We start from the raw sequence: 25,967 nt of genomic DNA, 5'->3' as shown, positions 1-25,967 counted from the left end.
CTCTTCTATTTGATAAGTTCAAGTTCTTTACCAATTGTTTTTTTCCGACTACACTGATCCAATACTCTTTCTCTTCCTCTTATTGAAAGTTGTAAAAACTGAGCTGGGTTTTCATCAAGCAACAACACTTTTTCTGCTAAGGCCTTATAATCTTCTGCCTCAACTAAGAGGCCATCTTCATTGGAAACAAATTCTGGCACCGCTGTTATATTAGAAGAGATCGATACAAGTCCAGCAATTCTCGCTTCATCTCGGGAGACACCTTGGCTATCCCAGCGAGTAGGATTCATAAAAACACCATATTGCTTATATTTTTCTGCCATCTCTTCGTGTGATAAAAAACCTTTATTAATAATAACGTTTTCAAATTTCTTTAGAGGTTCAACAGTTTCATCAAAGAGAGGCCCATCGCCACAAATTTCAATATTAAACTTAGGGAATTGTGGGGATTTAGCAAGCTCTAAAATAGCATTAACAGTAATATCATTACCATATTTCTTCCCGGAAAAAGGTCTTATCGTTAAGAGGTTATACCGCTGATCAATACTCTTAGCTTCATAAGGGAAGATCTCTTCATCAATATAGTTATGAATGATCGATGTCTGATCATCGGGGAAAACTCTTTCTAGCCCTTCTTCTGATTCTTCTCTTAAATATTTGGAGACAAAAATAAAATGAACATTTTTCCCGGCTTCATGATCTAATAGATTTTGCCAAAACTTGACCCGTGCATCACTCAACTTCTTTTGTCTATCTATTTGACCTGAACTCATAAGATCAAATTCAAAAGCGCGTCTCTGCCATGTCTGTATTTCTGCCCCATGAATCCAAATAAATATTTTAATCTGATCCTGATATTTTTTAACAATATCCCACATATTTTTATCAATAAGATGTATCAATAAATATTTATATTGACCAGATGAGAGCGCATCTTCTAACTCTCTCTTTCCTCCTTCAAAAAGATCAATCGATTCAAATTCTCTAAAGTTACCTATATCTTTATTTAAAAATCGATACATATCCACAATCACACCTGCTTTTTTATAAGCTCTTAAGCGACTATGAAGGAAGCCATATTTATAAAGATCATCATAGGCTGGATATTGTTTAGCAAGGACTAAAGTATCACTCTTCCCTATTAAATTATTAACCCGCTCCTTTAGTTCCCCTATTTTTAAAGAGTAGATGAGTGCTGAGCCACTACCGGTGATCTTAAAACCGATCCGGACAAATTCACACTCCTCCGGAATTGCCATGGCATGGCTACAATTATCGACCTTTAAAATAGTGTGTGATAACTTCTCTTTATCTTTATCTAGGAAGATAAAGACGGTTCTAAAGTCAACATCTTCTATCAATCCTTCTGTCTCAAAAAGGCTATTAGAGATCAAATTGGCTTCGGCACGCGTAAAAGTATTTTTGAAATAAAGATAGGCATGCTTCTCTGCTGCTAAGGTTGAACGAATTAAAACACCCTCTTTCTGCTTCTGTATTGAAATCTGTTTGCTCTTAGGTCGAACGAGTTGTGCATCAATTTCCTCTGGTGTAAAAAGCACAATATCATCACTATCATAGGTTTGACTTTCTAATACTCCCACAATATTTTGGAGCTGAAGCGTCATATTTTTCTCAAATTCTACGGTTGCAACACCTTTAATACGGATATTAAAGCGGCTATAGATCGCTTTTTCAGGTATCTCTAAAGTTACTTGATTATGAGGTGCTAATGTCACATGAGTCAGTTGTTTTTCATGCTTATCCAAAAATTCAATCACAAAGAGCACATCCCCTTTACTTTGAATATCACACTCGATCTTCATGCGATTCCAGTCTTCTACCCTCACTAATTGGCTTAATCTAATTAAGCGATGTTGTGATACAGGGAGGCTAGAGCGAAGCGTCACTTTCTTGCGATTATGCGTCAATTTAATCTCTTTACGGAGAGTTTCCTTAATTGAAGAGATATCGACTTCAACCTCTCTTTCTACCGGAGCTTCATAATGCTTAAAACGAATCGCTTCAGCATTCGGTAATAGATGATTTATTAAACTAACACCACCATCAACCACTTGATTTTCTGCTACCTTTTCATGGAACTCTGCATCCGCCTGAGCACCGTTTTCCAGATAACTTAAAGCATCTGTAGAAAAAGCTGGTTGCTGAATAGTTTTACCGGCTAAAAGATCTTCTAAAGGTTCATCTTTAAGGAGTGTTGTAAATATGCTTACAGGATAGAGTGATCTTGTCGTATGAGCCTCAGAAACAAACTGATATTCCCCCCCCTCCTTTGCTTGAATCTCTTGACCATTAAAGCAGTAGTAGCTTGCCTTTGTAGCAACTGGATTATTATGATATTGCAGATAACAGTAACTATGCAGTAAATCCTCTAAATAGTAAGGACCATAATAATCTTTGCTATTAAAAATTGCGAAATGGCTAAATTGAGTCTCTGTTGCCATTTGTAGAGCATTATGGAGTGCCTCACTATTTGTAAAGAATTGAATGTTTTCGCTATTCTCTCTCTCTACAGGCGTTAAAATAAAGAGCGTTTTATTTGAAATCGTTTGTGCTACAAATTGTGCAATAACTCGATCAACTTCACTTTCACTATCACAATGAGCAATCACGGCAATCTGATCTTTTACAGCAGCGTCTTCTCGCTTAATCTTTAATTTTTGTAAAATATATTGCAAACGTTGCGCATAAGTATGCTCCCTAAAGATGGAGCGAAGCCCTTGAAGTTTAAATTTTTTGCGAGCAAGCTCATTTTCTAAGATTTGATCTAATTGCCTCTGTAACTCAATAGCATTATCAGAGCAAACGACAAGGTCGCCAAAAAGTAAGCGAACTCCTCTTGAGTAATTACTTAAAACAATGGTATTAGAAGCAAGCATCTCAAAGACACGGCGCGCAAACATCGTTTGTGATTGCTTAATGGTATTCATATTAATACCAAACTCATATCCTTTATACGCTTTATCAATCTCTTCTGGAGGGAGTGAACCAAGGATTAAAGATTGGTAGCGTTCTGGAAATTGATAGTGGGGATGATCATTATCAAAATTCCGATCATAAATATCGAGCCCTTTACTATCAATCGCAACTTCCGAAAGTGTCGCAAAATCACGCTGTCTTACAGGGTATTTGAGATAGTAAGAACCGGCAAAATTAAACTTATCGAGCCGCTCGAAAAGTTCGATCGGATTATGCGTCTTAGGTTGTGCGGCAAATGGCATTAGATAAACATCATCATGTTGTAATATCTCTTTATATTTCTGAATACAATCGATATCAGTTGTAAACACAACATCAACCAATTTAGCCGTCTCAATAAATGTGCCAAAATGGACGGGATCTTCTTTATTCCAAAAGAGTGTTTTAATACTATTATCACGACAGTATTGAATCAAATCTAACAGTTCTTGCCCCTGCTGACTGATTTTTAATTTCCAAAGCCCATCTTTTCCCTGCCATGCTGATTCAATAAAGAGGAAATCGGGCTTAAAACGTGCGAGTTCCTCTTTAAAATGAGTTGGGGTTAACTGCAGTGTCTCTGCTTCTGGTGCAAAGCAGAAAGCAGTAAACTCATCCATAATCGTAGCGACCCTTACCTGATCACGCCCTGATTCAATAATCGTTGGTTGCAATGATTTATGAAATAGAGGCGCAACACTACTGCGGGAATAACTCTTTTTCGCACTATTTTTTAAGATTTTTTTTTTGCGTTTTCTCTGCTTATTATCAAGATAGAGCGTAAAAAGATCTTTAGGTAGGCGGATAAAATTACGAAGAGATTTTGTAGAGTGAATCAAAAGATAACCTAATCGATAAGAGTAGGTGCGATAAAGTGCATTTTTCTGCTGTGCAACTTGATCTTTCAATTGACGAATTTCACGGAGATAGCGCTCTTCTCTTGCAAGCATTCCCTCATAATTAACCTGTAATTTCTGCAAACTCCCGGTTACCTCCTGATACTGTTCAGACTCCTGATCTATTTTCCGACGTAACTGAGCAATCTCATTAATATACGTTGCCTCTTTAGCTAATAGAGCATCTTGTTCACGCTCTAACTCTTTAAGCTGAGACTCAATATGATCAATATCTATTTGATATTGATTAATTTTATCTTTCTGCTCAACATCTTGTTGTATTAAAAGACTCTGCCTTTTTTCTAGCTCTTTTAATAAAATATGTTGTTGAGCTAAATCAGCTTGATAATTTGCAATCTTCTCATTTTTTATTAATAGTTCTTTTTTAAGAGTTAAAAACTGTAGATCACGATCAATGCTACTTTCAGCACTCATATCTATCACCACCTGACGCTCTTCCCCAGATGCTTGAAGTGGAGTCTGATGTTTCTCGTTCTTATTTTGATTTTGCATAGCAACCTACCTCGACCTACCGTATTAACCTATTTAAATACAGACAAAAAATAAAATAGAAAAATAGGATTATATGCTATTTAACGCATATAATCCTAAATAAAAGCAATTTCTTTTATTTAACTACTGAATAATACCCTTTGTATCAATGATCTGCTGTGTCTCTCGAACTTTTAATGGTGTTTCAATAAATTCTTTATGGTCAACCAAAATAACTAAGACATCAGCATCTACTGCTTCTGGATCATACGATTTCAAATCAAGATTATACTTTTCTAAAACAGGATGATCCGCATCGATATTGGGCTCAATTGCCGTAATTTGCCCAGGATAAGCTTGAGCTAAACGGCTAGTGATTAAGAGCGCCGGACTCTCTCGTAAATCATCAATATTTGGTTTAAAAGCAAGTCCATAACATGCGATTTTAATCTCTTCTTTCGTTTTACCGAGCTTTTCTGCACACTCTGCGACGGCTTCATGCACCTTATTAATCACCCATTCTGGCTTCCCTTCATTCACTTCACGGGCTAGGCGAGTGATTTTTGCAAGTTCTGGGGTTTTATCCACAATAAACCAAGGGTCCACGGCGATACAGTGCCCACCAACGCCAGGACCAGGTTGCAAGATGTTGACACGGGGATGTCGATTCGCAAGCGCAATCAACTCCCAGACATTAATATCGAGCTGATCTGCAATTAAGGAGAGCTCATTGGCAAAAGCGATATTAACATCGCGGAAAGCATTTTCCGTCAATTTACTCATCTCTGCCGTGCGAGCATTTGTTTTAACTAAATCCCCCTTCACAAAAATGCGGTAAACCTCGATCGCTTTATCAGAGCAGTCTTCCGTGATGCCACCAATGATGCGGTCATTCTCCACAAGCTCTTTCACTACTTGCCCGGGTAAGACACGCTCTGGGCAGTAGGCAACATAGATATCATGATCTTCTCTTCCTTCATGGGGGAATTTAAGGTCGGGTCTTGCAACTTCTAACCACTCAATCATCTGCTCTGTGGTACCCACAGGAGAGGTGGATTCTAAAATAATGGTGTTGCCTTTTTCTAAAACAGGAGCAATCGCCTTTGCAACAGATTCAATATAGCTAACATCTGGCTCATGATCCCCTTTAAAAGGTGTTGGCACCGCAATCACAAATGCATCTGCCTTCTCTGGTGTGGTTGTCGCTCTTAAAGTACCCTTGTCAACGGAGGCTTTCACTAATTCTTCTAAAAAAGGCTCTACAATATGAATCTTCCCTTGGTTGATGGTATCAACCGCATGTTGACTCACATCAACCCCCACCACATTTGCCCCATGTGTTGCAAACATCGCTGCTGCGGGAAGACCAATATAACCTAAGCCGATGACTGATACTTTTTTCATCCTGAATCCTTTTCTCTTCTTTTAAAGTATTTTAAATATTGTTAACTGTAATCTACTAAATGTAATAACTATCTACGTTAATATGATATCTATTTGCCTTAACTCTACAACGGAGTACTGCCCAATGCTCTTATTATGATTGTGTACAGCACTCCGGAAATTGATAGAGGTCTTATTTATGCTTCTAATAGACGTTCAACAATTCGCAATGCTGCTTGACCATCTCCATAAGGGTTTTCTGCTTCTGCCATTTTTTGGTAGTAAGCTTCATCCTCTAATAATTGAATACACTCAGCAATGATATTTTCTCGATCTGAGCCAACGAGTTTTACCGTCCCCGCTTTTACTGCTTCTGGGCGCTCTGTCGTATCGCGCATCACTAACACCGGTTTTTGCAGTGAAGGGGCTTCTTCTTGGACACCACCGGAGTCACTTAAGATCAATTTTGCATGCTTCATCAGATAAATAAAGGGGAGATAATCTTGTGGTTCAATAAGGCTCACATTCTCAATACCACCTAAAATTTGTTCGATCGGTTTACGCACATTAGGGTTAAGGTGCATCGGCAATACAAAAGTATATTGGGGGTAACGCTCAGCAAGATGCTTTACAGCTTCACAGATGTTGATAATTCCCTCACCGTGATTCTCTCGGCGATGTGCTGTAATAAGGATGGAGGAGCCTTCCTCTTTTAAGAAAGGAAACTGCGCTTGCATCTCAGCTTTAAGATCAGATGTCTCTAGGCGATCAACCACCGTCAACAATGCATCAATCACGGTATTTCCTGTAACGGCAATACGCTCTTCAGCGATCGATTCCCGTAAAAGATTCTGTTTAGAGTCCTCTGTTGGGGCAAAATGTAATGCACTTAAAACACCTGTTAAACAACGATTCCCTTCTTCTGGCCATGGAGAGTAGAGATCATAGGTTCTAAGCCCTGCCTCCACATGCCCAATCGGTATCCGCTGATAAAAGGCGGCAAGGCTTGCAGCAAAGGTTGTGGAAGTATCGCCATGGACTAAGATATAGTCTGGCTGAAACTCCCGCAAAATGGGAGAGAGATTGAGCAATATTGCCGAGGTGATATCCTCAAGCGTCTGCCCTGGTTTCATAATATTAAGGTCATATTCCGGCGTAATCTCAAAGAGTGCTAAGACCTGGTCAAGCATCTCCCGATGTTGCGCCGTTACACAGACGCGAGATTCAATCCCCGCATGCGCTTCTAATGCCTTCACAACCGGCGCCATCTTAATCGCCTCGGGGCGCGTTCCAAATATTGTTAATACTCTCACATCTATCTTCCTATATTATCGATAATACATAATAAAAAACCTATACTCCCAATAGGATTATAGATTTTGATAAATTTTAATACCCTCTTCAATATCATCATAAATTTTAGCTTCCCCATTATTCAGGACTATGACAATATCACACATTTTTCTAATCTGGCTCATTCCATGGGTCACCAGAATAATATTGGCTTTCCCCACTTTATCTTTAAAAGCTTGGCTTGCCTTCTTTTTAAAATGAGCATCGCCCACTGACATCGCCTCATCGACGATGTAGTAATCAAAATCGAAGGCGAGGCTGAGGCCAAAGGCGACACGCCCCTTCATCCCGGATGAGTAGGTTTTGGTGGGGAGATCGAAGTAATCGCCAATTTCGGCGAACTCTTCTACAAAGGCGACCTTTTCATAGAGATCCTTCCCACGAAAGCCTTGGGTGCGAGCGATAAATTTAACGTTTTCCCGCGCGGAAAGAGAACCCTGGAAGCCACCGGATAAGCCCACAGGCCAGGAAATTGTTTTATCGGTAATAATCCGCCCGCTATCGGGGGAGTCTACTTTGGCAAGCAAATTCATCAATGTGGATTTCCCCGCCCCATTACGCCCAATAATGGCGACATTTTTATCACTGGGGATGGTAAAGGAGAGATCCTTAAAGACATATTTGCGCCCCGCTTTATGATGCAGGTAGGATTTGGTGAGATTCTCGATCTTGATCATTTCACTAACAACCTCTGCCGGCGAATACGATAGAGCCCTAACCCCACAAAAAGAACAATAACTGTACAGATGAAGGGATAGCTTTGGCTAACACCTGGGATCACTGGGTAAGTTACAAATACAGATTCACGAATATTACTGATTATATGCGCAAATGGATTCCATAATATCCAAGGGAGATACTGCTGAGGAATAATCCACAATGGGAATATAACACCAGAAATCAAATAGATCGGCAAAAACATGATACGAATAAAGCTCTTTGCATTTGGAAGAACGATAGTTACAACAGAAAATATAATCCCCAAGCCAAAAGCAAAGAGAATGCCGATCAAGAGGGAGTAGAGCCATTCTAGCGGATAAGCGACAGCAACATCGTAACCAACCCAAAAACCAAAAATAAAAATAAAAATCCCGTAAATCATACTTGAAAGTGAAAGCTCTACAAGAACCCGAGCAACATAGGTATCAAAAATTTTGATATTAGGGTAAGCAAAGAGCGCTCGGTTAGCACCAATGGCATCCATCAATTTAAAGATGATATTGCGCATCAGGAAGAAGGGGAGCATCCCGGTTAAGAAGAACATGGGGTAATCCATCCCAGGGACGGAGCGTGCACGAATGACGGTGAAGATGAAGATCATCACTCCCATATGAGCCATCGGCTCAAAGAGCATCCAGAAAGCGCCCATTCGGCGACTCCCAAAGCGGGTGAGATATTCGCGCAGCACGAGAGCAAAGAGGACATCTTGCATGATTTGCCAAGGACTTCTTCGGGATATGGAACTCATCTTCTCCTCTTATCTGATCTCTCAATCCATTACATTGGATTTTATAATTATAAAAATATACCGATCCAAATTAAACCGCCGCTTGTGATATAGGCGCCTTAATTTATCCCGCATCTATAACGCGGGGAATATAATCGCAACATTGTACTACAAATGAATCAACTTATTAATCGATAATTATCAAGAAGCTTGATCTTTATAGTCACTTATAACGAATGATGGCTTCTGATACCAACATGATCTTATGCGCCTATTAAATAATATTAAAGACCTCTATAAAAACCTATATAAAGTAAAACTTTATAAATCTATATTCAAAATCGCATTCAAAACCGTATTCAAAACCGTATTCAAAAATCGTATTTTTATTAAAGCCCAATAAAAAGAGCGATAGGGTTAGTTAATGCTATCGCTCAATCGTTCTTCTTTATGCGTGTTGGCTTGCGGGTGACTTTAAAAAACCTCAACAGAGAAAGTGCTACTAGCGCTCACTCGCGATGATCAGAGATATGATTAGAGATTATTGACACTATTCCCTAAGAGCAAGACCTGAAAGATCGGGGCGATTAACTTCTGGAATTCATAGGTTCCTGCGTTAGTGACATAGATCGCATCTTCTGGTTGTACTAAAAATTGTTGCGCAACAAAGAGCGAGGTGGGGTCTTTCATATTGAGTTGGAAGACGCGCGGTTTCTCTTTAGCCGTGATGGTATTGGTTGCGGCATCAAAGGTGGTGCCGTCCGATAGCCTAAAGATAAAGACGCCGGTGGCATTGGCCTTTTGATCGCTCAAGCCGCCGATTGTCCCTAAGACATCGAGCAGGCTCGGATTGCGTGAGGGGAAATCATGAAGCCCTGGCTTATTCACCGCACCCATCGCCACAAAGCGTTGCTTAGCACGTTCGACCACCACTTCACTATTAGCGGCAATCGGATGATTGAGCCCATTTAAGAGATCGGCATAGTTATAACGGGTCACATTACGGCCATTACGAATCACCACATCCACAAGATAGGGTTCTGATTTGGGTCCGCCGGCAAGATTGACGGCATCAAGAATCGTCAAAGGCCCTTCTAATGTCGAGAAGCGCCCAGGTTTATTAACATCCCCCGCCACCAGAACAGAACCGCCAAGATCCCCAGTAATATTGAGGAAGACTTGTGGGTCGGTGACAAACTTCTTCAATTGCTCTTGAATTTTTGCTTCTGCCTGAGTTGTTGTTAAACCATTGAGATTCACAATACCGACATAAGGGAGGGAGATAGTGCCATTTCGGCTTAAGCGCACCTTATTGAAGGTGGTGCCGCCGGCAGAGAGTGGCGCAAAGAGCGCGCCATCTTCGGCACTATCGGAGATCATGACACTGATCACATCCCCCGGTGTTAAACGAAGATCGGGAACGGTGGGTTTACTAATGGCGGTATTGAGCTTTGTGCTCTTTGGGCGCATATATTGGGCGATGGTGGCCGGCTTGAGCTCAATAAACTCATAACCGCCCACAATTTTTGGCCCCTCTTCCGTCATCTGATCTTGTTGATTGATAATGGAGGAGGCGCCCGGCCCTGATGCAGAGATCACGCCGGAACAGCCGGCAAGCAGGAGCGGCATCACAATGGTGGAGATACGCAATAGTTGGCGTATCGGTTGATCTTTTATCATATTCATCATTAAACAACCTCAGTGTGTCGTTAGGATCTTATTGATTAGGGTTACTCTCAACTTCGGCTCATCCGTTCTAGTCCCATGTGCAATTGCTAGCGCGCTTTTCACTACGGTGATCACATCTTCCCATCGCCTCTTCCAATGAGATCTTCCCGTTGGATCTTGATTTTAAGCGCGATCGCTATTCACGATGATCATTGATCGAAGCGATTACAAAACGGCTAACGCCATAGAGTAGGAGTAACACAATTAAAATGGTCATTAAATTATAGATTCGGCGCGGATAACTCGCCTCTTCCGGTAAATTGGGTTTTACCACAGCGATCAGGCTGCGGATATTTTTAATCGTCTCTAGTTTCGCATTCTCGACCACCGCTAAGCTCGTTTTATAGAACTCCTCTGCCACTAAGAGATCGACCTGTAGCCGGCGATACTCAAAGGCGATGGTATTGAGAAGATCATCTTCGGTAATCTCACTTGTGGTAATTTTGCGCTGCTCTGCTTCAAGCTGCTTGATAAGCGCATTGATCTTATTCTCTTGCGCTTTAATCTGCGGCGCATTGTGAGAGAGGCGCGATTTTAAACCATTAAGACGCGCCTTTTCTGTGACGATGGCAGATTCTAAGCTCGCCACAATTTGTGTCAGCGATTCTGCCGTCACTTCGGCATTAAAGATATTGTATTGATTCTGGAAGGCGACCAATTCTGCCTGCTTATTCTCATAACGATCGGTCGCAGCGCCGAGCTCCCTTTGGGCAAAGGCGAGCTGTTCGTCCGCCATGGAGCGGGTGATATTGTTCACAAAGATCTCACTTTGCACCATGATCTCTTCTAAAACGCGTTTCGCATAATCGGGGGCAAAAGCGGCCACTTCCACCTGCAAAAGCCCCGTTGTCTCATCATAATGGGTGCTTACCATCCGCTGATAAAATTTTAGCTTATCCTCTAAGGGGGCATCGATCGCGATATCGTAGAGCGGATCGTACCATCTGCCGGCATAATGCTCACTCCAATTGAGCTTCTCATCGAGTATCCGCAACATATCATGCGAGACAATATACTCTTTCAGATAGAGCGTATCTTCCCGCGAGACGGGATCTACCGCCCCCATCAACATCGCAAGCCCGGGAAGCCCCGCCTGTTGCCCACTCTCTTGTTGGCGTACAACAATCTGCGCCGAGCTGACATAGCGATTCGCCGCTAAAATCGTTAAGTAGAGTAGCGAGATAAGAAAGGGCGCGATCACAATCGCGACAAAAAGTTTGTTACTTAAAATCGATTTTATTTTTTTAGACATACTTTGACATACTTTATAAAGAGGCTCTTCCGGTTAAGGAGATAGCGATTCGATCTTGGTTTTTAACATGATCTCTTGATGATCTCTTGACCTCTACCGCTTTTTTGCCAAAAAAGCAGACGATGCTTCTGACAAAATCGTTCATAGATAGTATCAAAATTTAGAGTCGGAGTCGGAAAATTTTACCGCCGGCATCATTAATTGCTCCTCATAATAGAAACTCCCATTCATCTGACTCTTAAACTTTAAAGCGTAGAGATAACGTTTCACATATTGGCTATTCGGTGCCCGACACTGTTGCCAAAAAGCACCTAATGAACATTGATTCGTTAAATAAGGATTATCGTAATGCGCATCACCAATCACCTTGACGGGAAGATTATGGATCAATGCAGAAAGCCCACTGGTACTATTGACCACCACAACCCCTTTTGTCGCTCGAAGGAGAATAGGCATCGGGATCTCAAAGAGATAATCGACCCGATCTTCCACCTTATAGCGCTTTGCAAGGCGCTCAATCAGCGCACCATAATGATTAAACCCCCGATCCATCGGATGATGTTTAATCACTAAGCGATCCTCTGGCTTTGCATATTGCCCAAAGGAGGCGATCACTTGCCGAATATATTCAGGCACCCGCTTTCCCCGCCCATGTTGGATAATCTGGCTATCATTATGCACCTGCAAGGGGAAGAGAAAGAAATCGCCATAGCGCCCCTCTTCCATCGCTTTAGCTATCTGATGATCACGTCGCCGATAACGCAAGTTTCGCCAGCCGGCAAGGAGCCAGGCATAGGCGTAGACATGCAATCGCGTCTCTCGATGGTGGCGATAGTGGGGAAATTGTCGCCGCTGATCACGCATCGCTTTATAGTAGCGCATTGCGATCTTTGCTCGGCGCCAAAAGCCGGCGGCAACGGGGACGACCCCTTTATTAAGATCCTTTTCAAGATCATCTACTTCGGTAAAGTCGGTAAATTGTCGGTAGCTCTCGGTATTACGATTAATACGGCTATTGTAATTGACGCCCCACTTTTCAAAGGTGATATAGTGCGGCCGCAGATAACCCTCTTCAAACGCCCAAAAAGTGAGCGCAGGTGTAATTCCTTCTTGATTGAGCTCATGCACAAGATCTCGCGCAATTTGGTGATAGATGCGCTCATCGCCAAAACAGACAACGGTATCGATCTTCTCGTCTATCAAGTGCGCTTTAAGTGATTCTTTAAATTGGGAGACGCTACCGCTATAGTTCCAAGTTGCACCCTTTCTCCTATTTTTGAGCGGATAGTAGTAGAGATCGCCACCATTAAAATTGATCTTATAGCAGCGCTTTCCGCCCGCCTGCTCTAGATGTGTCGCAAGATGGAAGAAATAGGGCCCGATCGGTCCCTGGAGAAAGAGAATACGCTCACTCCCCGCTAGGAACTCATCCCAGTAGTGTCTGATCTCAATCGGCTGACTGCCCTGCTGTTCTCTCTCTGCGACCACAAACAATCCTTCTCTGCCCCTCCATCTACCGTGGAGATATTTCATATTTTATATTCGCTCTATCACCGATAGATTTTATCTGCTCATTCTGCCTACCCAATAGTGCTATCAATGGCGTTATCAATGACGCTATCAATGACGCTATCACTGGGCGATCGAGGCTCTATCATTGAGCTATTAGTTGCTCTATTAGTTGCTCTAACAATAGGCGCCCGTATCATACATCAATCGAAAACGAACACCAAAATAAATTCCTTATTATATGATAATTATTGAATAATCATCAGATATCTTTAACGCGATTATCTTTGAAGTTGTTTCCGCAGGTTATTGAGAGCGACCGTTTGATTTGATCGAATGAGCAGCATCGATCCCGCTCAAAGTGTATGAATGTGGTATCATTTTTCCCTACTCTTTTTGCAAATTAGTGAAGCAGATATTTATGACCTTTACCCACTTTAATCTTCATACAGAATTCTCGATGGTTGATGGCTTAATTCGGATTAAGCCGTTCTTTGCCAAGCTCAAGGAGATGGGGATGCGTGCCGCAGCACTGACCGATCTTGGAAATGAATTTGCCGCCATTAAGTTTTATGAAACAGCGCTCAAGTCGGGGATTAAACCGATCTTTGGGGCAGATTGCTTAGTGATTGATGAAGAAAGTAGTGTCGGTCGTATCACCTTGATTGCCCAAGATTATCAAGGATACCTCAATTTAGCAGAGCTTTTAAGCTACGGCTATCGCTACCATCAGATTCGGGGGGTCCCCTATATTACCCATGAGAAACTGATGGAGTATCAAGCAGGTCTGATTGTGATTATGGCCAAAGAGAGCCATTTTGGGCAGAAGTTGCTCAATCAAGGTGCTCCCGCGGCTGAACGCTTTTTGCAGAGTGTCTATCCCGCTTTTTTAGAAGATCGTCTCTATATCGGTATCAAACGCCTTGAGCAGCAAGATGATGAGCGCTTTATCCAGATGGCAGCGCCCTTTGCTGAGGCGCATCATCTCCCACTTATTGCGCTCAATGATGTCCGCTTTATGCAAGAAGATGAGTTTGAAGCGCATGAGGTTCGTGTCGCGATTCAATCGGGCTATTCAATGCTCGATCCCAATCGTCCGCGGAACTACTCCCCTAAACAGTATCTTCGCTCCATTGAGGAGATGGAGGCGCTCTTTGCCGACTTCCCCGATGCGATCGAAAATAGTATCGAGCTTGTCAAACGCTGTAATGTCACCTTAACACTCCATAAACCACAATTGCCGGCCTTCCCGATTCCGGAAGGGATGACGATTGAGGAGTATTTTAAGGCGGAGTCCTATCGCGGTTTAGAGGAGCGAATTGGCAAACAGAGCGAAGCAAATCAACACTACTGGGAGCGGCTCGATATTGAGCTCAATGTGATCAACAATATGGGGTTCCCCGGCTACTTCCTCATCGTTGCTGACTTTATTCAATGGGCGAAAGATCATCAAATTCCCGTGGGACCCGGGCGCGGATCAGGAGCCGGCTCTCTGGTTGCCTGGGCATTGAAGATTACCGATCTTGACCCCCTTCCCTATGACCTCCTCTTTGAACGCTTCTTAAACCCCGAACGGGTCTCGATGCCGGACTTCGATATCGACTTCTGTATGGAAGGGCGTGACCGCGTGATTGAGTATGTTGCGAATCGCTATGGCCGGGAGGCGGTCTCACAGATCGCCACCCATGGAACGATGGCGGCAAAAGCGGTGATTCGTGATGTTGGCCGCGCATTGGGGCATCCTTACGGTTTTGTCGATCGGATTGCGAAACTGATTCCGATGGATATTGGTATTACCCTCGAAAAAGCGATGATGCAGGAGCCGGAGCTTCATGATCTCTACCATCAAGATGAAGAGGTGAAGATTCTGATCGATCTGGCAAAACAGCTCGAAGGTTTAGCGAAATCGGTGGGGCGCCATGCCGGCGGTGTTGTCATTGCGCCGACTAAACTGACCGACTTCTCCCCGCTCTACTGTGAGGAGGGCTCCACGGCGCTTGTCACCCAATATGATAAGGATGATATTGAAGCCGCAGGATTGGTGAAATTTGACTTTCTTGGGCTTCGCACGCTGACAATTATCGATTGGGCCATTAAGAATATTGCGTATAATCGCGGTGAGACGATCGATCTGCACGATTTACCGCTCGATGATAAACCCACCTTTGAGCTCTTAAAGGCGTGCCAAACCACCTCTGTCTTCCAACTTGAATCACGCGGGATGAAGGATCTTCTCCGCCGATTACAGCCCGATAACTTTGAAGATATTGTCGCACTTGTGGCGCTCTTTCGCCCTGGGCCGCTAGAATCGGGGATGGTAGAGGACTTTATCAACCGTAAACATGGGCGTGAAGAGGTGATCTACCCCTTCCCTGAGCTCGAACCGGTCTTAAAGCCCACCTACGGCGTCATCGTCTACCAAGAGCAGGTAATGCAGATCTCCCAGATTATCGGGAATTATAGCTTAGGGGGGGCGGACCTTCTTCGCCGAGCGATGGGGAAAAAGCTTCCCGAAGAGATGGAGAAGCAACGCGCTCTCTTTATGCAAGGGGCGGAAACCCTCGGTTTTGATAGTGAAAAAGCAGGTCGTCTCTTCGATTTGATGGAGAAATTTGCCGGCTACGGATTTAACAAATCTCACTCCGCCGCTTATGCCCTTCTCTCCTATCAGACCGCCTACCTTAAGCAGCACTATCCACCGGAATTTATGGCGGCAGTACTCTCTGCCGACCTCGATCATACCGATAAGATCATTATCATTATCGAAGAGGTCTTGGCGATGAAGATTCCGATCATCCGCCCAAGCATCAATCACTCCTATCATCAATTTACCGTCAATAGAGAAGGCGCGATTATCTATGGTCTTGGCGCGCTCAAAGGGTATGGGAAAGCGGCAGCACTTCAGCTGATTGAGGAGCGGGAGGAGAATGGTCCTTATCTCGATCTCTTCGATTTTTGTCGTAGAATCGATCTCTCAAAGACCACTAAACGGGCGATCGATATTTTAATTCGTGCCGGCGCACTCGACTGCCTCAATCCTGAGATAGAGAGTATTCAAGAGCGAGCGGCCTATCGTGCACAACTTCTTGCCACGATGGAAGAGGCGATTCGCCTTGCTGATCAAAATCGTAAAAATGAGAATAGTGGCCAGGGCGATATCTTTGGTCTCTTTAGTGATGAGCCGAGCGATGAGCCCCAATATCAGCTCCAAAGCGCAATGCCCTTAACAGAGACAGCGCTCCTCCATGCGGAAAAATCGGTCTTAGGCTTCTTCTTTAGTGGGCATCCCATCGATCAATATCGTGCGGAGATTAAAGAGGTGGCCAATACCACGCTCACGGCGCTACAAGCGATGCCGGAGCCACAATATCACTCTCGCAATGAAGATAATGTGATCGTCGCCGGCCTTGTCACCGCCTTCTACACGCGCATCAGCAAAGCAGGCAAGAAGATGTTTTTCGTGGTGCTCGATGATGGGCATGCACGCGCTGAATTTAGACTCTTTGAAGAGCCAATCGAAACGCTCAATGAAGCGGGAGAAGAGATCGAACCCGACACTATTCTCTTTATCCGCGGCAGCCATAGCTGGGATTCATTCAATAACTGCATGACACTTCGGGTAAGTGAATTACAGACCTTAAAACAGGTTCGAGAGCGCCACGGGCACTTTATCCTTATCGAGAATCGCCGGCCCCTCTCCCTTACAACCGTTCAGGAGATCTTCCAAAAGCTCATGCCACATCGTGATGATGAGAAGGGCTTACAGCTGATCTTTAAATACCACAATCCCCGCAGTGCCGGTGTGTTACAGATGCAGCAGGAGAAAGTGATCGCCGATGATGAGTTGCTTGTGAGCTTAAAGCAGCAATATCATGATGAGATCGATCTCTCTGTGGGTTATCGGAAGCGTTAAACTACGGAGCGTTCAAAGAGGTTGCAAACATCTATTAAAAAAATTGAGAGTGAACAATGAAATTTACCCCACCTTTAGCAAAAGGGCGTCTGATTCGGCGCTATAAGCGTTTTTTGGCAGAAGTTGAACTCGATTCAGGCGAGATTATCACCCTTCATTGCCCCAATACAGGTTCGATGAAAAATTGCTTACTGCCGGGAAGTGATCTTTGGTATCTTCCTGCCACTGATCCAAAGCGGAGTACTGCCGGAAGTTGGGTGATTACCACAACCCCTTTTGGCGCACTTGCCAATATCAATACCCATTATGCAAATCGTTTAGTAGAAGAGGCGCTCCTTGAAGGCTTAATCGATATCGGCCCCTTCACTACGCTTAAAAGAGAGGTGCGTTATGGTACGGAAAACTCCCGCATCGATTTCTGTCTAACCAAAACCGATGGAGAAGAGCTCTACATTGAGGTGAAAAGCGTAACGCTCGGCTTTGAGGAGAGTGATATTGCTGCCTTCCCCGATGCTGTAACAATACGTGGACAGAAGCATCTTCGGGAGCTCACAGCGCTCGCTAAAAGTGGTACACGAGCGATTTTACTCTACTGCGTTAATCTCACCGGTGCCAAAGGGGTTCGTCCGGCTGATGAGATCGATCCCACTTATGGCAAATTACTGCGAGAAGCAGTCGCCGCAGGCGTTGAGGTGATCGCCTACGGGACGACGATCACGCCAGAAGAGATCAGAATCACCCATCCATTACCGGTGATTCTTTAGGGGTTACTAGTTATATTTCAGTTTTAATAGGAAATAAGATTAAGTACTTACGAAAAAACGATTCTGACAATCAGCACTATTTTTAAGAATCATTACAAGATGACAATTTTTCATTGAAACTAAATAAAATACATTTTCAAATTTAATATCATGCCAATCGTTACGTTAATTTTTTGTTTAAATTAACGTAATGTGGTATATATTACCATCTTAAGATAATAAACTGCATGGAATGAAATGAAAAAAGCGATCCCCTTTAATTTGCCAAAATTACCAATCTCATTAAGTGCCGAAGAGCATTTAGATCTGATGAAGATTGTGGTTAAAGCACATAACAGCTTAAATACCCTACAAGCATTAAAGCAAGTTGTTCCAACCGACTTGTTTTCTGTTTTTTCATTAGCAGAATCAGTTCAATCGACAAGAATTGAAGGGACTCAGGCAACTCTTGATGAAGTTATGGAAGTTGAGGCAACGCATCAAGATGGTAATGTTGATGTTCAGGAAGTTCGTAATTATCGAGATGCTTTAAATTTTGGTGTGCAAAAGATAACAGATCAAGATCATCCTATTACAATCTCCTTTATTAAGGAACTGCATAAAATCATATTAAATAACTCTAGGGGCGCAAGTCGTGCTCCAGGAGAGTTTAGAAGGGTTCAAAACTGGATCGGTGGTGGAGATATGAGTAGAGCATCTTATATTCCACCAATCGCATCTAATGTGATGGATTTAATGGGTAACTTAGAAGTTTTTTTAAATGAAACTAATGATGAATTTGACCCCTTAATAATGGCTGGGATAATGCATGCTCAATTTGAAAGTATTCACCCATTTTTAGATGGAAACGGTCGTGTAGGGAGATTATTAATCACTCTATTTCTTCTAAAGAAGAGAGTTTGTGGGAATAGTATTATTTTTGTGAGCGAAGAGTTAGAAAGAAATAAATTTAAATACTATACGCTTTTGAATAATTTAAGAAAAGATGAACCCGAGTGGTATGAATGGTTAAAGTTCTTTTTAACCAGTGTTGATACACAAGCTCGAAAATATATTAAGACGGCAGAAGAAGTTCAAGAGTTGTTATCAAGCCTATGGAAAGATGAAAAAATTAGTACGAATTCTACGGCGCAAAAAATACTTATTTTCTCATTTTCTCACCCTGTATTTACTGCTAAAAATATTGAAGAAGCATTAGGAATTACTAATGCCACAGCGAATAGATGGCTAAAATATTTCATCTCTCAAAAAATAGTTTATCCCAATGATCAGAAAAGAAATATTATCTATCGCAATTATGATCTTATTGATATATTGAACAGAAAATAGCGTTTCAGCACTAATATTAGCCCACGGTTTGCGGTTTTTTATTACAAAAAATAAGCCCAGCTAGTTAAGCTGGGCTTAGTGGTAAATCTCAGGGGATTGCGGTGATCTTGTTCTTTCACAAAGTGATTGATAATTTTTTCGGCACTGCCGGGACAAATCTGATTATAACCCTCAAGTATCTCCGGATGCGGAATTGGACCTGAAAATTTTTTCATCATCCGCTGAACCAAAGCAGCATCCTTCAATAATTCAGGATTCTTTTGAATGGCCTCTTCTATATCTTGATCTGACATTTCAAGAATCTCATCAGAAGTCAAACTAATACTGTCTTTAATCTCTTCCATTATTTATTCGAATCTTATACTGAATCTTTCTTCTTAACATCTGATAATTGTGATGTATACCAAATGATAGAATTATTTAAATCCTCACCACATTTTTCTACATCAGATCTTAAAGCTTCTTTATAACTTTTTGGACTTGATACAACGATAGTGGGAAAAAATTGAATAAATGCAATAAGGATTCTGAAAATCCTCTTTTTACATATGCCATAATTCCCTCCTTTTGAAATTTTAGATATTAACTTAGAAATATCTCATAACACACTGACATATTATCGATAATAGATATTAAAGTAAAACATCCCCCCCCCTAAAACCGCATTTTAAGTTTTAGAATATGTGCATGAATAAAATAGTCTATTAGTAATTATTAAATTATTAAAATTTTCTGAGTCAATATAGTGAGAACTAATCCTCATAGCTAAGAAGGCTCTTCACGTTGTAGCCTTCTAATACTTCAGGTTCATGGAGATAAGTGAGATCAGCAAGGAAGCAGATCCCTTCTACTGTTGCTTTCTCCCGCGTAACCATCTCGATAATCGCCTTAATGGTACCGCCTGTTGCGAGTACATCATCAATAATCACAACGCGATCATTCTCTTTAACATCACCGACATGCATCTCTTGCGTATTATTGCCATACTCTAATGAGTAGGCGACCTTATGGCATTTACGGGGTAATTTCCCCGGCTTACGCACAAGAACGAGGCGTGTTCCTGTCATCACGGCAACTGGCGCTGCAAAGATAAAGCCTCGCGCTTCCGGCGCTACAATCACTGTCGCTCCACAGGCTTTGACAAACTGACTCATCTCCTCAACGGTATAGCGATATGCTTCAACATCATTGAGTAGCGGCGTCACATCTTTAAAATCAACACCTTCTGCAGGGAAATCTTTGATACGAGCAATATACTTTTTTAAATCCATGTCGGTCCTTCATGCGCTAAATGATCATAAACTATCTACAAAGTATCTATCAACAATCGGTTAAACTCTATTTCATGAAAGTTTAAGCCGTTGTTAAATAGCGATTAAATCACCTCTTCGATAATTTAATCCACTACTGAGAGAGTGAAATAATAGAGAGAAATTATACCACTGATCGATAAAAATGACCTCTTTCCCCTAAAAAGAACTCCTCCAAAAATCATCTTAGAAGATATGGATAATCTGGGGAATATAGATTAACAAACAGAAGCTGATGAGTTGCCGGATCTTACTATTGCGTTCTTCCACAAATTACGCGCCGGCAGTTGGCGATTCCCAATCACCAGCAAAATAATTGATTCACTGTAATAAGAGAGGTCGATGAGTTGCCGGTCCTTACTATCACGCTCTTCCAAAAACTACGTGCCGGCAGTTGGCATCAAGGATGCCGACCTGCGGGCATGCAGGAGTGAAAAGAACGAAATCGTTCTCTCCCGCCCTTCCAGAAATCATCTTAGAGGATATAGAAAATATAGATTAACAAACAGAAGCTGATGCGTTGCCGGATCTCACTATTGCGTTCTTCCACAAATTACGCGCCGGCAAGGTGGCACTTCGTCATTGTGGAATCTTCTCTTAGCAGATCTCGTAAAATTATCGCTTCATTGGTAAGATGACCCATTATTGGGAATGCCATCATTTAAAAGCATACTTTAGAGGGGAACGATATATGAATCATCAAGCCACTGCGCTCTGTTTCGGAGAATTACTCTGGGATTGCTTTCAGGATGAGGCGCAAAAAGAGAGCAATCAAACAGAAGAAAAGAGAATCTTAGGCGGTGCGCCGAGTAATCTCTGCTTCTTTCTCAATCAGTTGGGATTCCCGGCAACACTGGTCACCGCCGTCGGTAAGGATTCTCTCGGAGATGCAGCATTAGCTCAGCTCAACGCTAATAAGATTCCGGTCATTGCCGCAAGAAATGAGCTTCCCACCGGTCGCGTCGATATCACCCTGATTGAGGATGAACCCCACTACCAATTTGCCACACCCTCCGCCTGGGATCAGATTCCGCTGAGTGACGAGATCCTCGAAAAAGCGCAATCTGCAACCCTCATCGCCTATGGCTCACTCGCTATGCGCTCTGCCATCCCACGATTTGAAGCACGATTTGAAGCACAGCAATATTGTGATAATAGAGATAAAACTGGAAGTGTGAGGGGAAGTGAGAATAGGGGTGAGAAGGAACCCACCGCTGAATCTGACTCTTTTGAAACCTTTCGCTCAATTTTGCAGCATCATCCACAAACAATGCGATTTTGTGACCTGAATCTCCGAACGCCCTACTATACCGCTTCACTCGTCGATCAACTCCTCCGTTATGCAGATCTTCTTAAGCTGAATGAGATGGAGCTACGTTATCTACAGAAGATCTATCAGCTAGAATCGCTCTCACTTCGAGATACGCTCTACCACCTGATCGAGCGATTTGAACTCAATGCGATTCTCTTAACACTAGGCGCCGAAGGAAGTATCGTGATGAGCCCGCATGATTACTCCGCCCTTTCAGGAAAATCGATCGCCCTCGTAGATACCATCGGTGCCGGCGATAGCTTCTCTGCCGCCTTTATTACCGCCCTTCATCAGGGTGCACCATTTCAGGAAGCACATCAATTTGCACACCATTTAAGCCACTATGTCTGTACTCAATCAGGCGCGTTTATCACATTGCCGGATAAATTTTCAGAAAAACTGACAACCTTCCAAGCTTGGTGATCATTTACACCAATTCGATATCAGCGAGCTCTTCTTCTGTTAAGGAGAGATACCAATCCTCCCCAAAGAGCTCACAGGGATGTTGCGAACGCTCACTACCATTACCACAAAACATCTTATTTGCGGCACAAAGACGCTCACAACCCCAACAGATTCTTTCTGGATGTTTAGGGTTTTTAGGGATACGTTGCTTTTTCTTGATCCCATTCCCGATCCCATTCCGGTGCGCTTTTATCATCTTCAGACTCCTTCTGATAGCATTTGATCTATTCGCTAAGCGTGGAAGATTCTCTTTCATCATGCCATAAAAGCCACTTAGCGCCTACTCTCAACACCCCTTTTTCTCTCCAGCCAATAGTGATAAAGAGTTGCTCGATCATTCTCCAGATCAATTCTTAACTTCACCCTTTTCCCTGTTATACTGTCTCTTATCGATTTTTTTAATCTGCGAAATAGTGACCATAACAATGAAATTAGAACAAGGTGAAAAGCTACGCGGAGCTGCCAAAACCGCACGTATCCCGATTAAGGTTGTTGCCGTTCCTAAAGAGGAGCGCATTCCTAAACCCGACTGGATTCGGGCAAAGATCCCTAGTGGTAAACGCTTTAGTGAAATTACCAAGATCTTACGCGATAACAAGCTTCACTCCGTCTGTGAAGAGGCGGCATGCCCCAATATTGGCGAGTGCTTTAATCAAGGAACTGCCACCTTTATGATTATGGGGGATATCTGTACGCGTCGTTGTCCCTTTTGTGATGTTGCCCATGGTCGCCCTAATCCGCTCGATGCTGAAGAGCCCAAACGCTTAGCGGAGACAGTGAAGATGTTAGGACTCGATTATGTGGTGATTACCTCAGTCGATCGCGATGATCTTCGTGATGGCGGTGCCGGCCACTTTGCCGATTGTATCCGTGAGATTCGTGCGCTCTCTCCCCATACAAAAATCGAGATCTTAGTTCCCGATTTTCGTGGCAGAATGGATGTGGCGATCAATATCTTAAGCGAAACTCCACCTGATGTACTCAATCACAATATGGAGACCGTTCCTCGCCTCTATAAACAGGTTCGCCCCGGCGCCGATTATGATCACTCCTTAATGCTCTTAAAGAAGTTTAAAGCACGTAATCCTGATGTTCCCACTAAATCGGGCTTAATGGTGGGGGTCGGCGAGACCGATGAAGAGATGATGGATGTGATGCGCTATATGCGTGAACATGATATTGAGATGATCACTATCGGCCAATATCTTCAACCCTCCGGCGGGCATCTTGCCGTAGAGCGTTATGTAACGCCCCAAACCTTTAAGGCATATGAAGAAGAAGCGTATCGCTTAGGCTTTAAGCTTGCCCATATCGGCCCCATGGTTCGTTCAAGCTACCATGCTGGTGATAATACATTGGCATAAAAAAGATCGTAACAGATCGATGATCATCACAGTAATGGTCAGCGATAAACGATCATCAATAAACCAATGGTCAATAACAATAAATATTAAAACCAAGAAAGGCGCCTCAGAGGAGACGCCTTTTTTATCGCACTTTTCAGCTATTTGGGCTCTAGTAGTAGAGTTTTACGACTCGACTGCAAACCGCTCTACAATAATCGTGTGGTGATCAGATAGATAATCGTCCCAGCATAATTTCCCACCACATAGCCGACGGTGCCGATTACTAAAATGGGACCCACCAATGTGCGCCACCCCTTACTAATCGCCATCGCCGCCGCGGTTGTTGGGCCGCCGACATTGGCATTACAGACTAATAGAATCTCCTCTAAACTAAATTTAAAGAGACGCCCTAAAACAAGGCTCACAACTAAATTGACGAGCATAATGAGTACAACAAAGAGAAGTAAGAGCGGCGCATTTTGAATAATCATCGGAATGGATGCTGGTATCCCGATCACGACAAAGAAGAGATAGACCATATAGGTCCCAAGCTCTTGGCTACCATTTAACTTCTGGAAAGGCTTTTGAAAGAGGAAGATCACAACAAAAGTTAAAGTTGTGAGAATCAAGTAAGGATCGGTAATAAAGCTGACTAAAATCTCTAAAAGTAGATGATCTACCATACCTCTTAGTGGCTTTAACCAATCAGCAAGGGTAAATGAGATCGCGACAATCAAGAGAGATGCGCCCATATTAATCGCAATATCTTTTAAAGAGATATGACGCGGTTGCCAATAGCTCGCCGCGAGATTTTCATCTTGATGCTGATCTAAATTCTTCTCAACTTCATCGATATAGGGTGTTTTAAAGCGCTTACGGAACCAACTCATCGCGGTAATGCTCAAAAGAAGGATAAAATAGAGCGCCATAATCAGATTATCCGCCACAATGGTAGAAGCCACCATATCTTTAGAGGGATCTAATTTCGCCGTCATTGCCGCAAAGTTAACACCACCGCCGATATAGGAGGCACTCATCATACCGCTAATTTTATCTAATTCAGGAATCCACTCTTTAAAGATAAAGAAGGCGATAAAGGCGCCCACCATTGTCCCAAGAGCGCTTAAAAGAAAGATAAAGAGTAGCCGACGGCTCTCTGTAAAGATACTCTTCACATTGACCTGAAAGAGCAGTAACGGAATCGCAATCGGCACAACATAGCCCCACACCATGTCATAGACCGGCGCATCTGTTGGAATAATTTTAAAACTTGAAAATGTGATTGCAATAATCAGCGCAATAACCGCGCCGGGAACTTTTGCAGACCACTTATAACGTTGCTCAATCACAATAGATGCCGAAGCAACAACAAATAGAAAAGCCAATAGTAGCCATGTCTGATCGGCTGATATTAAGGTCTCCATACTCTCTCCTCTTTTAATATCTCTTTTAATATCTTTTTTAATATATTTTAGATAAATCTGTTTTTAGTGTTATTAGTGCTTTTGGGCGGTTTCTAGTAATTTTTTACTTACTCTTTTAATAGTCTTTTAATAATCTTTTAACAGCTCTTTTCTACTAGATCTTCTCTATTATTTATCATTGTGCCGAGAGAGAAGCAATACCATAAAAAGCCTGCTTTCCTCGATAATATCCCCAGAGCTGATTGCCAAAATCGAAATGCCACCATTCAGAGGGGAGATTTGTAAAGCCCATCGCCGTCATCCCATTGATTAAAAGTCTTCGATAATCTCGAATATCTCTATCTTCCACATCAGTCGTATTCTCCTCAAAATAGTGACTCCAGGAAGCTTCCTCCATCGCATCAAAAGAGGTTCCCATATCGATCTCACTCTCTGTCGTTAGATCAAAGAGGGTTAAATCGATCGATCCTCCCGTCAGATGCGGACTTGGTGCAAGAGGATCTGCACTCGGCTTTGCAACAAATTGATCCAATAGATCTTCGATCTGATCTTTATTAAAATCGGGATAAGATCGCTCGAGATCTTCACGAAAATCGTGACGCAATGATTCTTGTACCGCTACCGGACGCCAACCATCGAGAAGCAGTAGCCCTAAATTCTCCGGTAATCGATCGACCAGTTGCTCTAACCGCTCTAAAACGGATTCTCGAAGATAGATCGATTCCAACGCGCCTGAGATTCCATCATGATAATAGGCGCTATAGACCCTCATTCTCGCTGTGGGAACGACTCGAGCAAGAGGCTCCTGATGGAGATGATGAGATAGATCAATATCCACCTTCCCCACCTTTTCCCATGCAAGTCTATTTTTCACAATCGGCGTTTTGAGCCAATCATCCACCAACATATTCCCTCCTTCATGATTTTATTTTTTAAACAATAGGACCGATGATAGTCATTGCAACAACTGACCCTATTTCACTCGCCCTATCTATATTTGTATCACATTGACCATCCTCCAAGAGTAATAGATCTTAAGAGTAAATGGGATGCCGGCCTACAGGTATG

At 42.7% G+C, this 25,967-nt stretch carries 18 protein-coding genes; 5 read left to right on the top strand and 13 right to left on the bottom strand.

What is annotated here, in order from left to right; genetic code table 11:
• Window positions 1-5: 5 nt before the first annotated feature.
• The 8 genes from B9T19_RS02690 to B9T19_RS02655 form a co-directional block, all read right to left on the bottom strand.
• On the bottom strand, window positions 6-4,385 hold the full coding sequence (locus B9T19_RS02690) for a glycosyltransferase (protein ID WP_094567039.1): 4,380 nt from the start codon (window positions 4,383-4,385) through the stop codon (window positions 6-8).
• 123 nt (window positions 4,386-4,508) lie between these two features.
• Window positions 4,509-5,768, bottom strand: a complete 1,260-nt coding sequence (gene wecC / locus B9T19_RS02685; RefSeq protein ID WP_094567038.1) for a UDP-N-acetyl-D-mannosamine dehydrogenase — start codon at window positions 5,766-5,768, stop codon at window positions 4,509-4,511.
• 176 nt (window positions 5,769-5,944) lie between these two features.
• A complete protein-coding gene (wecB, locus tag B9T19_RS02680; protein WP_094567037.1) occupies window positions 5,945-7,060 on the bottom strand; it encodes a non-hydrolyzing UDP-N-acetylglucosamine 2-epimerase in 1,116 nt (371 codons plus the stop codon).
• Between the two features lie 57 nt (window positions 7,061-7,117).
• Window positions 7,118-7,777: an ABC transporter ATP-binding protein gene (locus tag B9T19_RS02675; protein WP_094567036.1), complete on the bottom strand. Its 660-nt coding sequence runs from the start codon at window positions 7,775-7,777 to the stop codon at window positions 7,118-7,120.
• Window positions 7,774-8,568 (bottom strand): ABC transporter permease, encoded by a 795-nt coding sequence (locus B9T19_RS02670; RefSeq protein ID WP_233146773.1) that lies wholly within the window; start codon window positions 8,566-8,568, stop codon window positions 7,774-7,776. The genes B9T19_RS02675 and B9T19_RS02670 overlap by 4 nt, the downstream gene beginning before the upstream one ends.
• Before the next feature lie 513 nt (window positions 8,569-9,081).
• Window positions 9,082-10,236 carry a polysaccharide biosynthesis/export family protein gene (locus B9T19_RS02665; RefSeq protein ID WP_233146772.1) on the bottom strand — a complete coding sequence of 385 codons (1,155 nt, stop codon included), beginning with the start codon at window positions 10,234-10,236 and terminating at the stop codon, window positions 9,082-9,084.
• Between the two features lie 175 nt (window positions 10,237-10,411).
• Window positions 10,412-11,527, bottom strand: coding sequence for a hypothetical protein (locus B9T19_RS02660; protein WP_094567035.1), 1,116 nt, complete (start codon window positions 11,525-11,527; stop codon window positions 10,412-10,414).
• Between the two features lie 153 nt (window positions 11,528-11,680).
• The gene (locus B9T19_RS02655) at window positions 11,681-13,015 is read right to left on the bottom strand and encodes a capsular biosynthesis protein (protein ID WP_158214338.1); all 1,335 of its coding nucleotides are present in this window, start codon (window positions 13,013-13,015) and stop codon (window positions 11,681-11,683) included.
• Between the two features lie 442 nt (window positions 13,016-13,457).
• Here B9T19_RS02655 and dnaE point away from each other — a divergent pair, with 442 nt between their 5' ends.
• The 3 genes from dnaE (at window position 13,458) to B9T19_RS02640 (ending at window position 19,042) form a co-directional block, all read left to right on the top strand.
• Complete coding sequence (gene dnaE, locus B9T19_RS02650; RefSeq protein WP_094567033.1) at window positions 13,458-16,949, top strand: DNA polymerase III subunit alpha; 3,492 nt, start codon at window positions 13,458-13,460, stop codon at window positions 16,947-16,949.
• A 56-nt stretch (window positions 16,950-17,005) separates the two neighbouring features.
• The gene (sfsA, locus tag B9T19_RS02645) at window positions 17,006-17,713 is read left to right on the top strand and encodes a DNA/RNA nuclease SfsA (RefSeq protein ID WP_094567032.1); all 708 of its coding nucleotides are present in this window, start codon (window positions 17,006-17,008) and stop codon (window positions 17,711-17,713) included.
• Between the two features lie 237 nt (window positions 17,714-17,950).
• On the top strand, window positions 17,951-19,042 hold the full coding sequence (locus tag B9T19_RS02640) for a Fic family protein (protein ID WP_094567031.1): 1,092 nt from the start codon (window positions 17,951-17,953) through the stop codon (window positions 19,040-19,042).
• 41 nt (window positions 19,043-19,083) lie between these two features.
• On the opposite strand, the gene B9T19_RS02635 is transcribed toward B9T19_RS02640, so the two are convergent.
• Complete coding sequence (locus B9T19_RS02635; protein WP_094567030.1) at window positions 19,084-19,386, bottom strand: DUF2335 domain-containing protein; 303 nt, start codon at window positions 19,384-19,386, stop codon at window positions 19,084-19,086.
• Window positions 19,387-19,794: 408 nt separating this feature from the next.
• Window positions 19,795-20,313 carry an adenine phosphoribosyltransferase gene (locus B9T19_RS02630; RefSeq protein ID WP_094567029.1) on the bottom strand — a complete coding sequence of 173 codons (519 nt, stop codon included), beginning with the start codon at window positions 20,311-20,313 and terminating at the stop codon, window positions 19,795-19,797.
• A 730-nt stretch (window positions 20,314-21,043) separates the two neighbouring features.
• Here B9T19_RS02630 and B9T19_RS02625 point away from each other — a divergent pair.
• Window positions 21,044-22,087 carry a PfkB family carbohydrate kinase gene (locus tag B9T19_RS02625; protein WP_158214337.1) on the top strand — a complete coding sequence of 348 codons (1,044 nt, stop codon included), beginning with the start codon at window positions 21,044-21,046 and terminating at the stop codon, window positions 22,085-22,087.
• A gap of 4 nt (window positions 22,088-22,091) precedes the next feature.
• Here B9T19_RS02625 and B9T19_RS02620 read toward each other — a convergent pair whose 3' ends face one another.
• Window positions 22,092-22,325, bottom strand: coding sequence for a DUF3079 domain-containing protein (locus B9T19_RS02620; protein ID WP_094567027.1), 234 nt, complete (start codon window positions 22,323-22,325; stop codon window positions 22,092-22,094).
• A gap of 229 nt (window positions 22,326-22,554) precedes the next feature.
• Here B9T19_RS02620 and lipA point away from each other — a divergent pair, with 229 nt between their 5' ends.
• Window positions 22,555-23,493, top strand: a complete 939-nt coding sequence (gene lipA / locus B9T19_RS02615; protein ID WP_094567026.1) for a lipoyl synthase — start codon at window positions 22,555-22,557, stop codon at window positions 23,491-23,493.
• A 188-nt stretch (window positions 23,494-23,681) separates the two neighbouring features.
• Here lipA and B9T19_RS02610 read toward each other — a convergent pair whose 3' ends face one another.
• Complete coding sequence (locus B9T19_RS02610; protein ID WP_094567025.1) at window positions 23,682-24,899, bottom strand: DUF819 domain-containing protein; 1,218 nt, start codon at window positions 24,897-24,899, stop codon at window positions 23,682-23,684.
• A 175-nt stretch (window positions 24,900-25,074) separates the two neighbouring features.
• A complete protein-coding gene (locus B9T19_RS02605) occupies window positions 25,075-25,806 on the bottom strand; it encodes a M15 family metallopeptidase (protein WP_094567024.1) in 732 nt (243 codons plus the stop codon).
• Between the last annotated feature and the right edge of the window lie 161 nt (window positions 25,807-25,967).

The sequence above is a fragment of the Ignatzschineria sp. F8392 genome, assembly GCF_002252045.1.
GTDB lineage: Bacteria > Pseudomonadota > Gammaproteobacteria > Cardiobacteriales > Wohlfahrtiimonadaceae > Ignatzschineria.
The sequence above is the reverse complement of the archived record's forward strand: the minus strand, read 5'-3'. Positions and strand labels throughout refer to the sequence as shown.

What these genes read in the sequence shown, in the direction of transcription:
- B9T19_RS02690 (WP_094567039.1), bottom strand. Translation starts at nt 4,385, where the DNA reads ATGCAAAATCAAAATAAGAACGAGAAACATCAGACTCCACTTCAAGCA.
- wecC (WP_094567038.1), bottom strand. Translation starts at nt 5,768, where the DNA reads ATGAAAAAAGTATCAGTCATCGGCTTAGGTTATATTGGTCTTCCCGCA.
- B9T19_RS02675 (WP_094567036.1), bottom strand. Translation starts at nt 7,777, where the DNA reads ATGATCAAGATCGAGAATCTCACCAAATCCTACCTGCATCATAAAGCG.
- B9T19_RS02670 (WP_233146773.1), bottom strand. Translation starts at nt 8,568, where the DNA reads ATGAGTTCCATATCCCGAAGAAGTCCTTGGCAAATCATGCAAGATGTC.
- B9T19_RS02665 (WP_233146772.1), bottom strand. Translation starts at nt 10,236, where the DNA reads ATGATGAATATGATAAAAGATCAACCGATACGCCAACTATTGCGTATC.
- B9T19_RS02660 (WP_094567035.1), bottom strand. Translation starts at nt 11,527, where the DNA reads ATGTCTAAAAAAATAAAATCGATTTTAAGTAACAAACTTTTTGTCGCG.
- dnaE (WP_094567033.1), top strand. Translation starts at nt 13,458, where the DNA reads ATGACCTTTACCCACTTTAATCTTCATACAGAATTCTCGATGGTTGAT.
- sfsA (WP_094567032.1), top strand. Translation starts at nt 17,006, where the DNA reads ATGAAATTTACCCCACCTTTAGCAAAAGGGCGTCTGATTCGGCGCTAT.
- B9T19_RS02640 (WP_094567031.1), top strand. Translation starts at nt 17,951, where the DNA reads ATGAAAAAAGCGATCCCCTTTAATTTGCCAAAATTACCAATCTCATTA.
- B9T19_RS02635 (WP_094567030.1), bottom strand. Translation starts at nt 19,386, where the DNA reads ATGGAAGAGATTAAAGACAGTATTAGTTTGACTTCTGATGAGATTCTT.
- B9T19_RS02630 (WP_094567029.1), bottom strand. Translation starts at nt 20,313, where the DNA reads ATGGATTTAAAAAAGTATATTGCTCGTATCAAAGATTTCCCTGCAGAA.
- B9T19_RS02625 (WP_158214337.1), top strand. Translation starts at nt 21,044, where the DNA reads ATGAATCATCAAGCCACTGCGCTCTGTTTCGGAGAATTACTCTGGGAT.
- B9T19_RS02620 (WP_094567027.1), bottom strand. Translation starts at nt 22,325, where the DNA reads ATGATAAAAGCGCACCGGAATGGGATCGGGAATGGGATCAAGAAAAAG.
- lipA (WP_094567026.1), top strand. Translation starts at nt 22,555, where the DNA reads ATGAAATTAGAACAAGGTGAAAAGCTACGCGGAGCTGCCAAAACCGCA.
- B9T19_RS02610 (WP_094567025.1), bottom strand. Translation starts at nt 24,899, where the DNA reads ATGGAGACCTTAATATCAGCCGATCAGACATGGCTACTATTGGCTTTT.
- B9T19_RS02605 (WP_094567024.1), bottom strand. Translation starts at nt 25,806, where the DNA reads ATGTTGGTGGATGATTGGCTCAAAACGCCGATTGTGAAAAATAGACTT.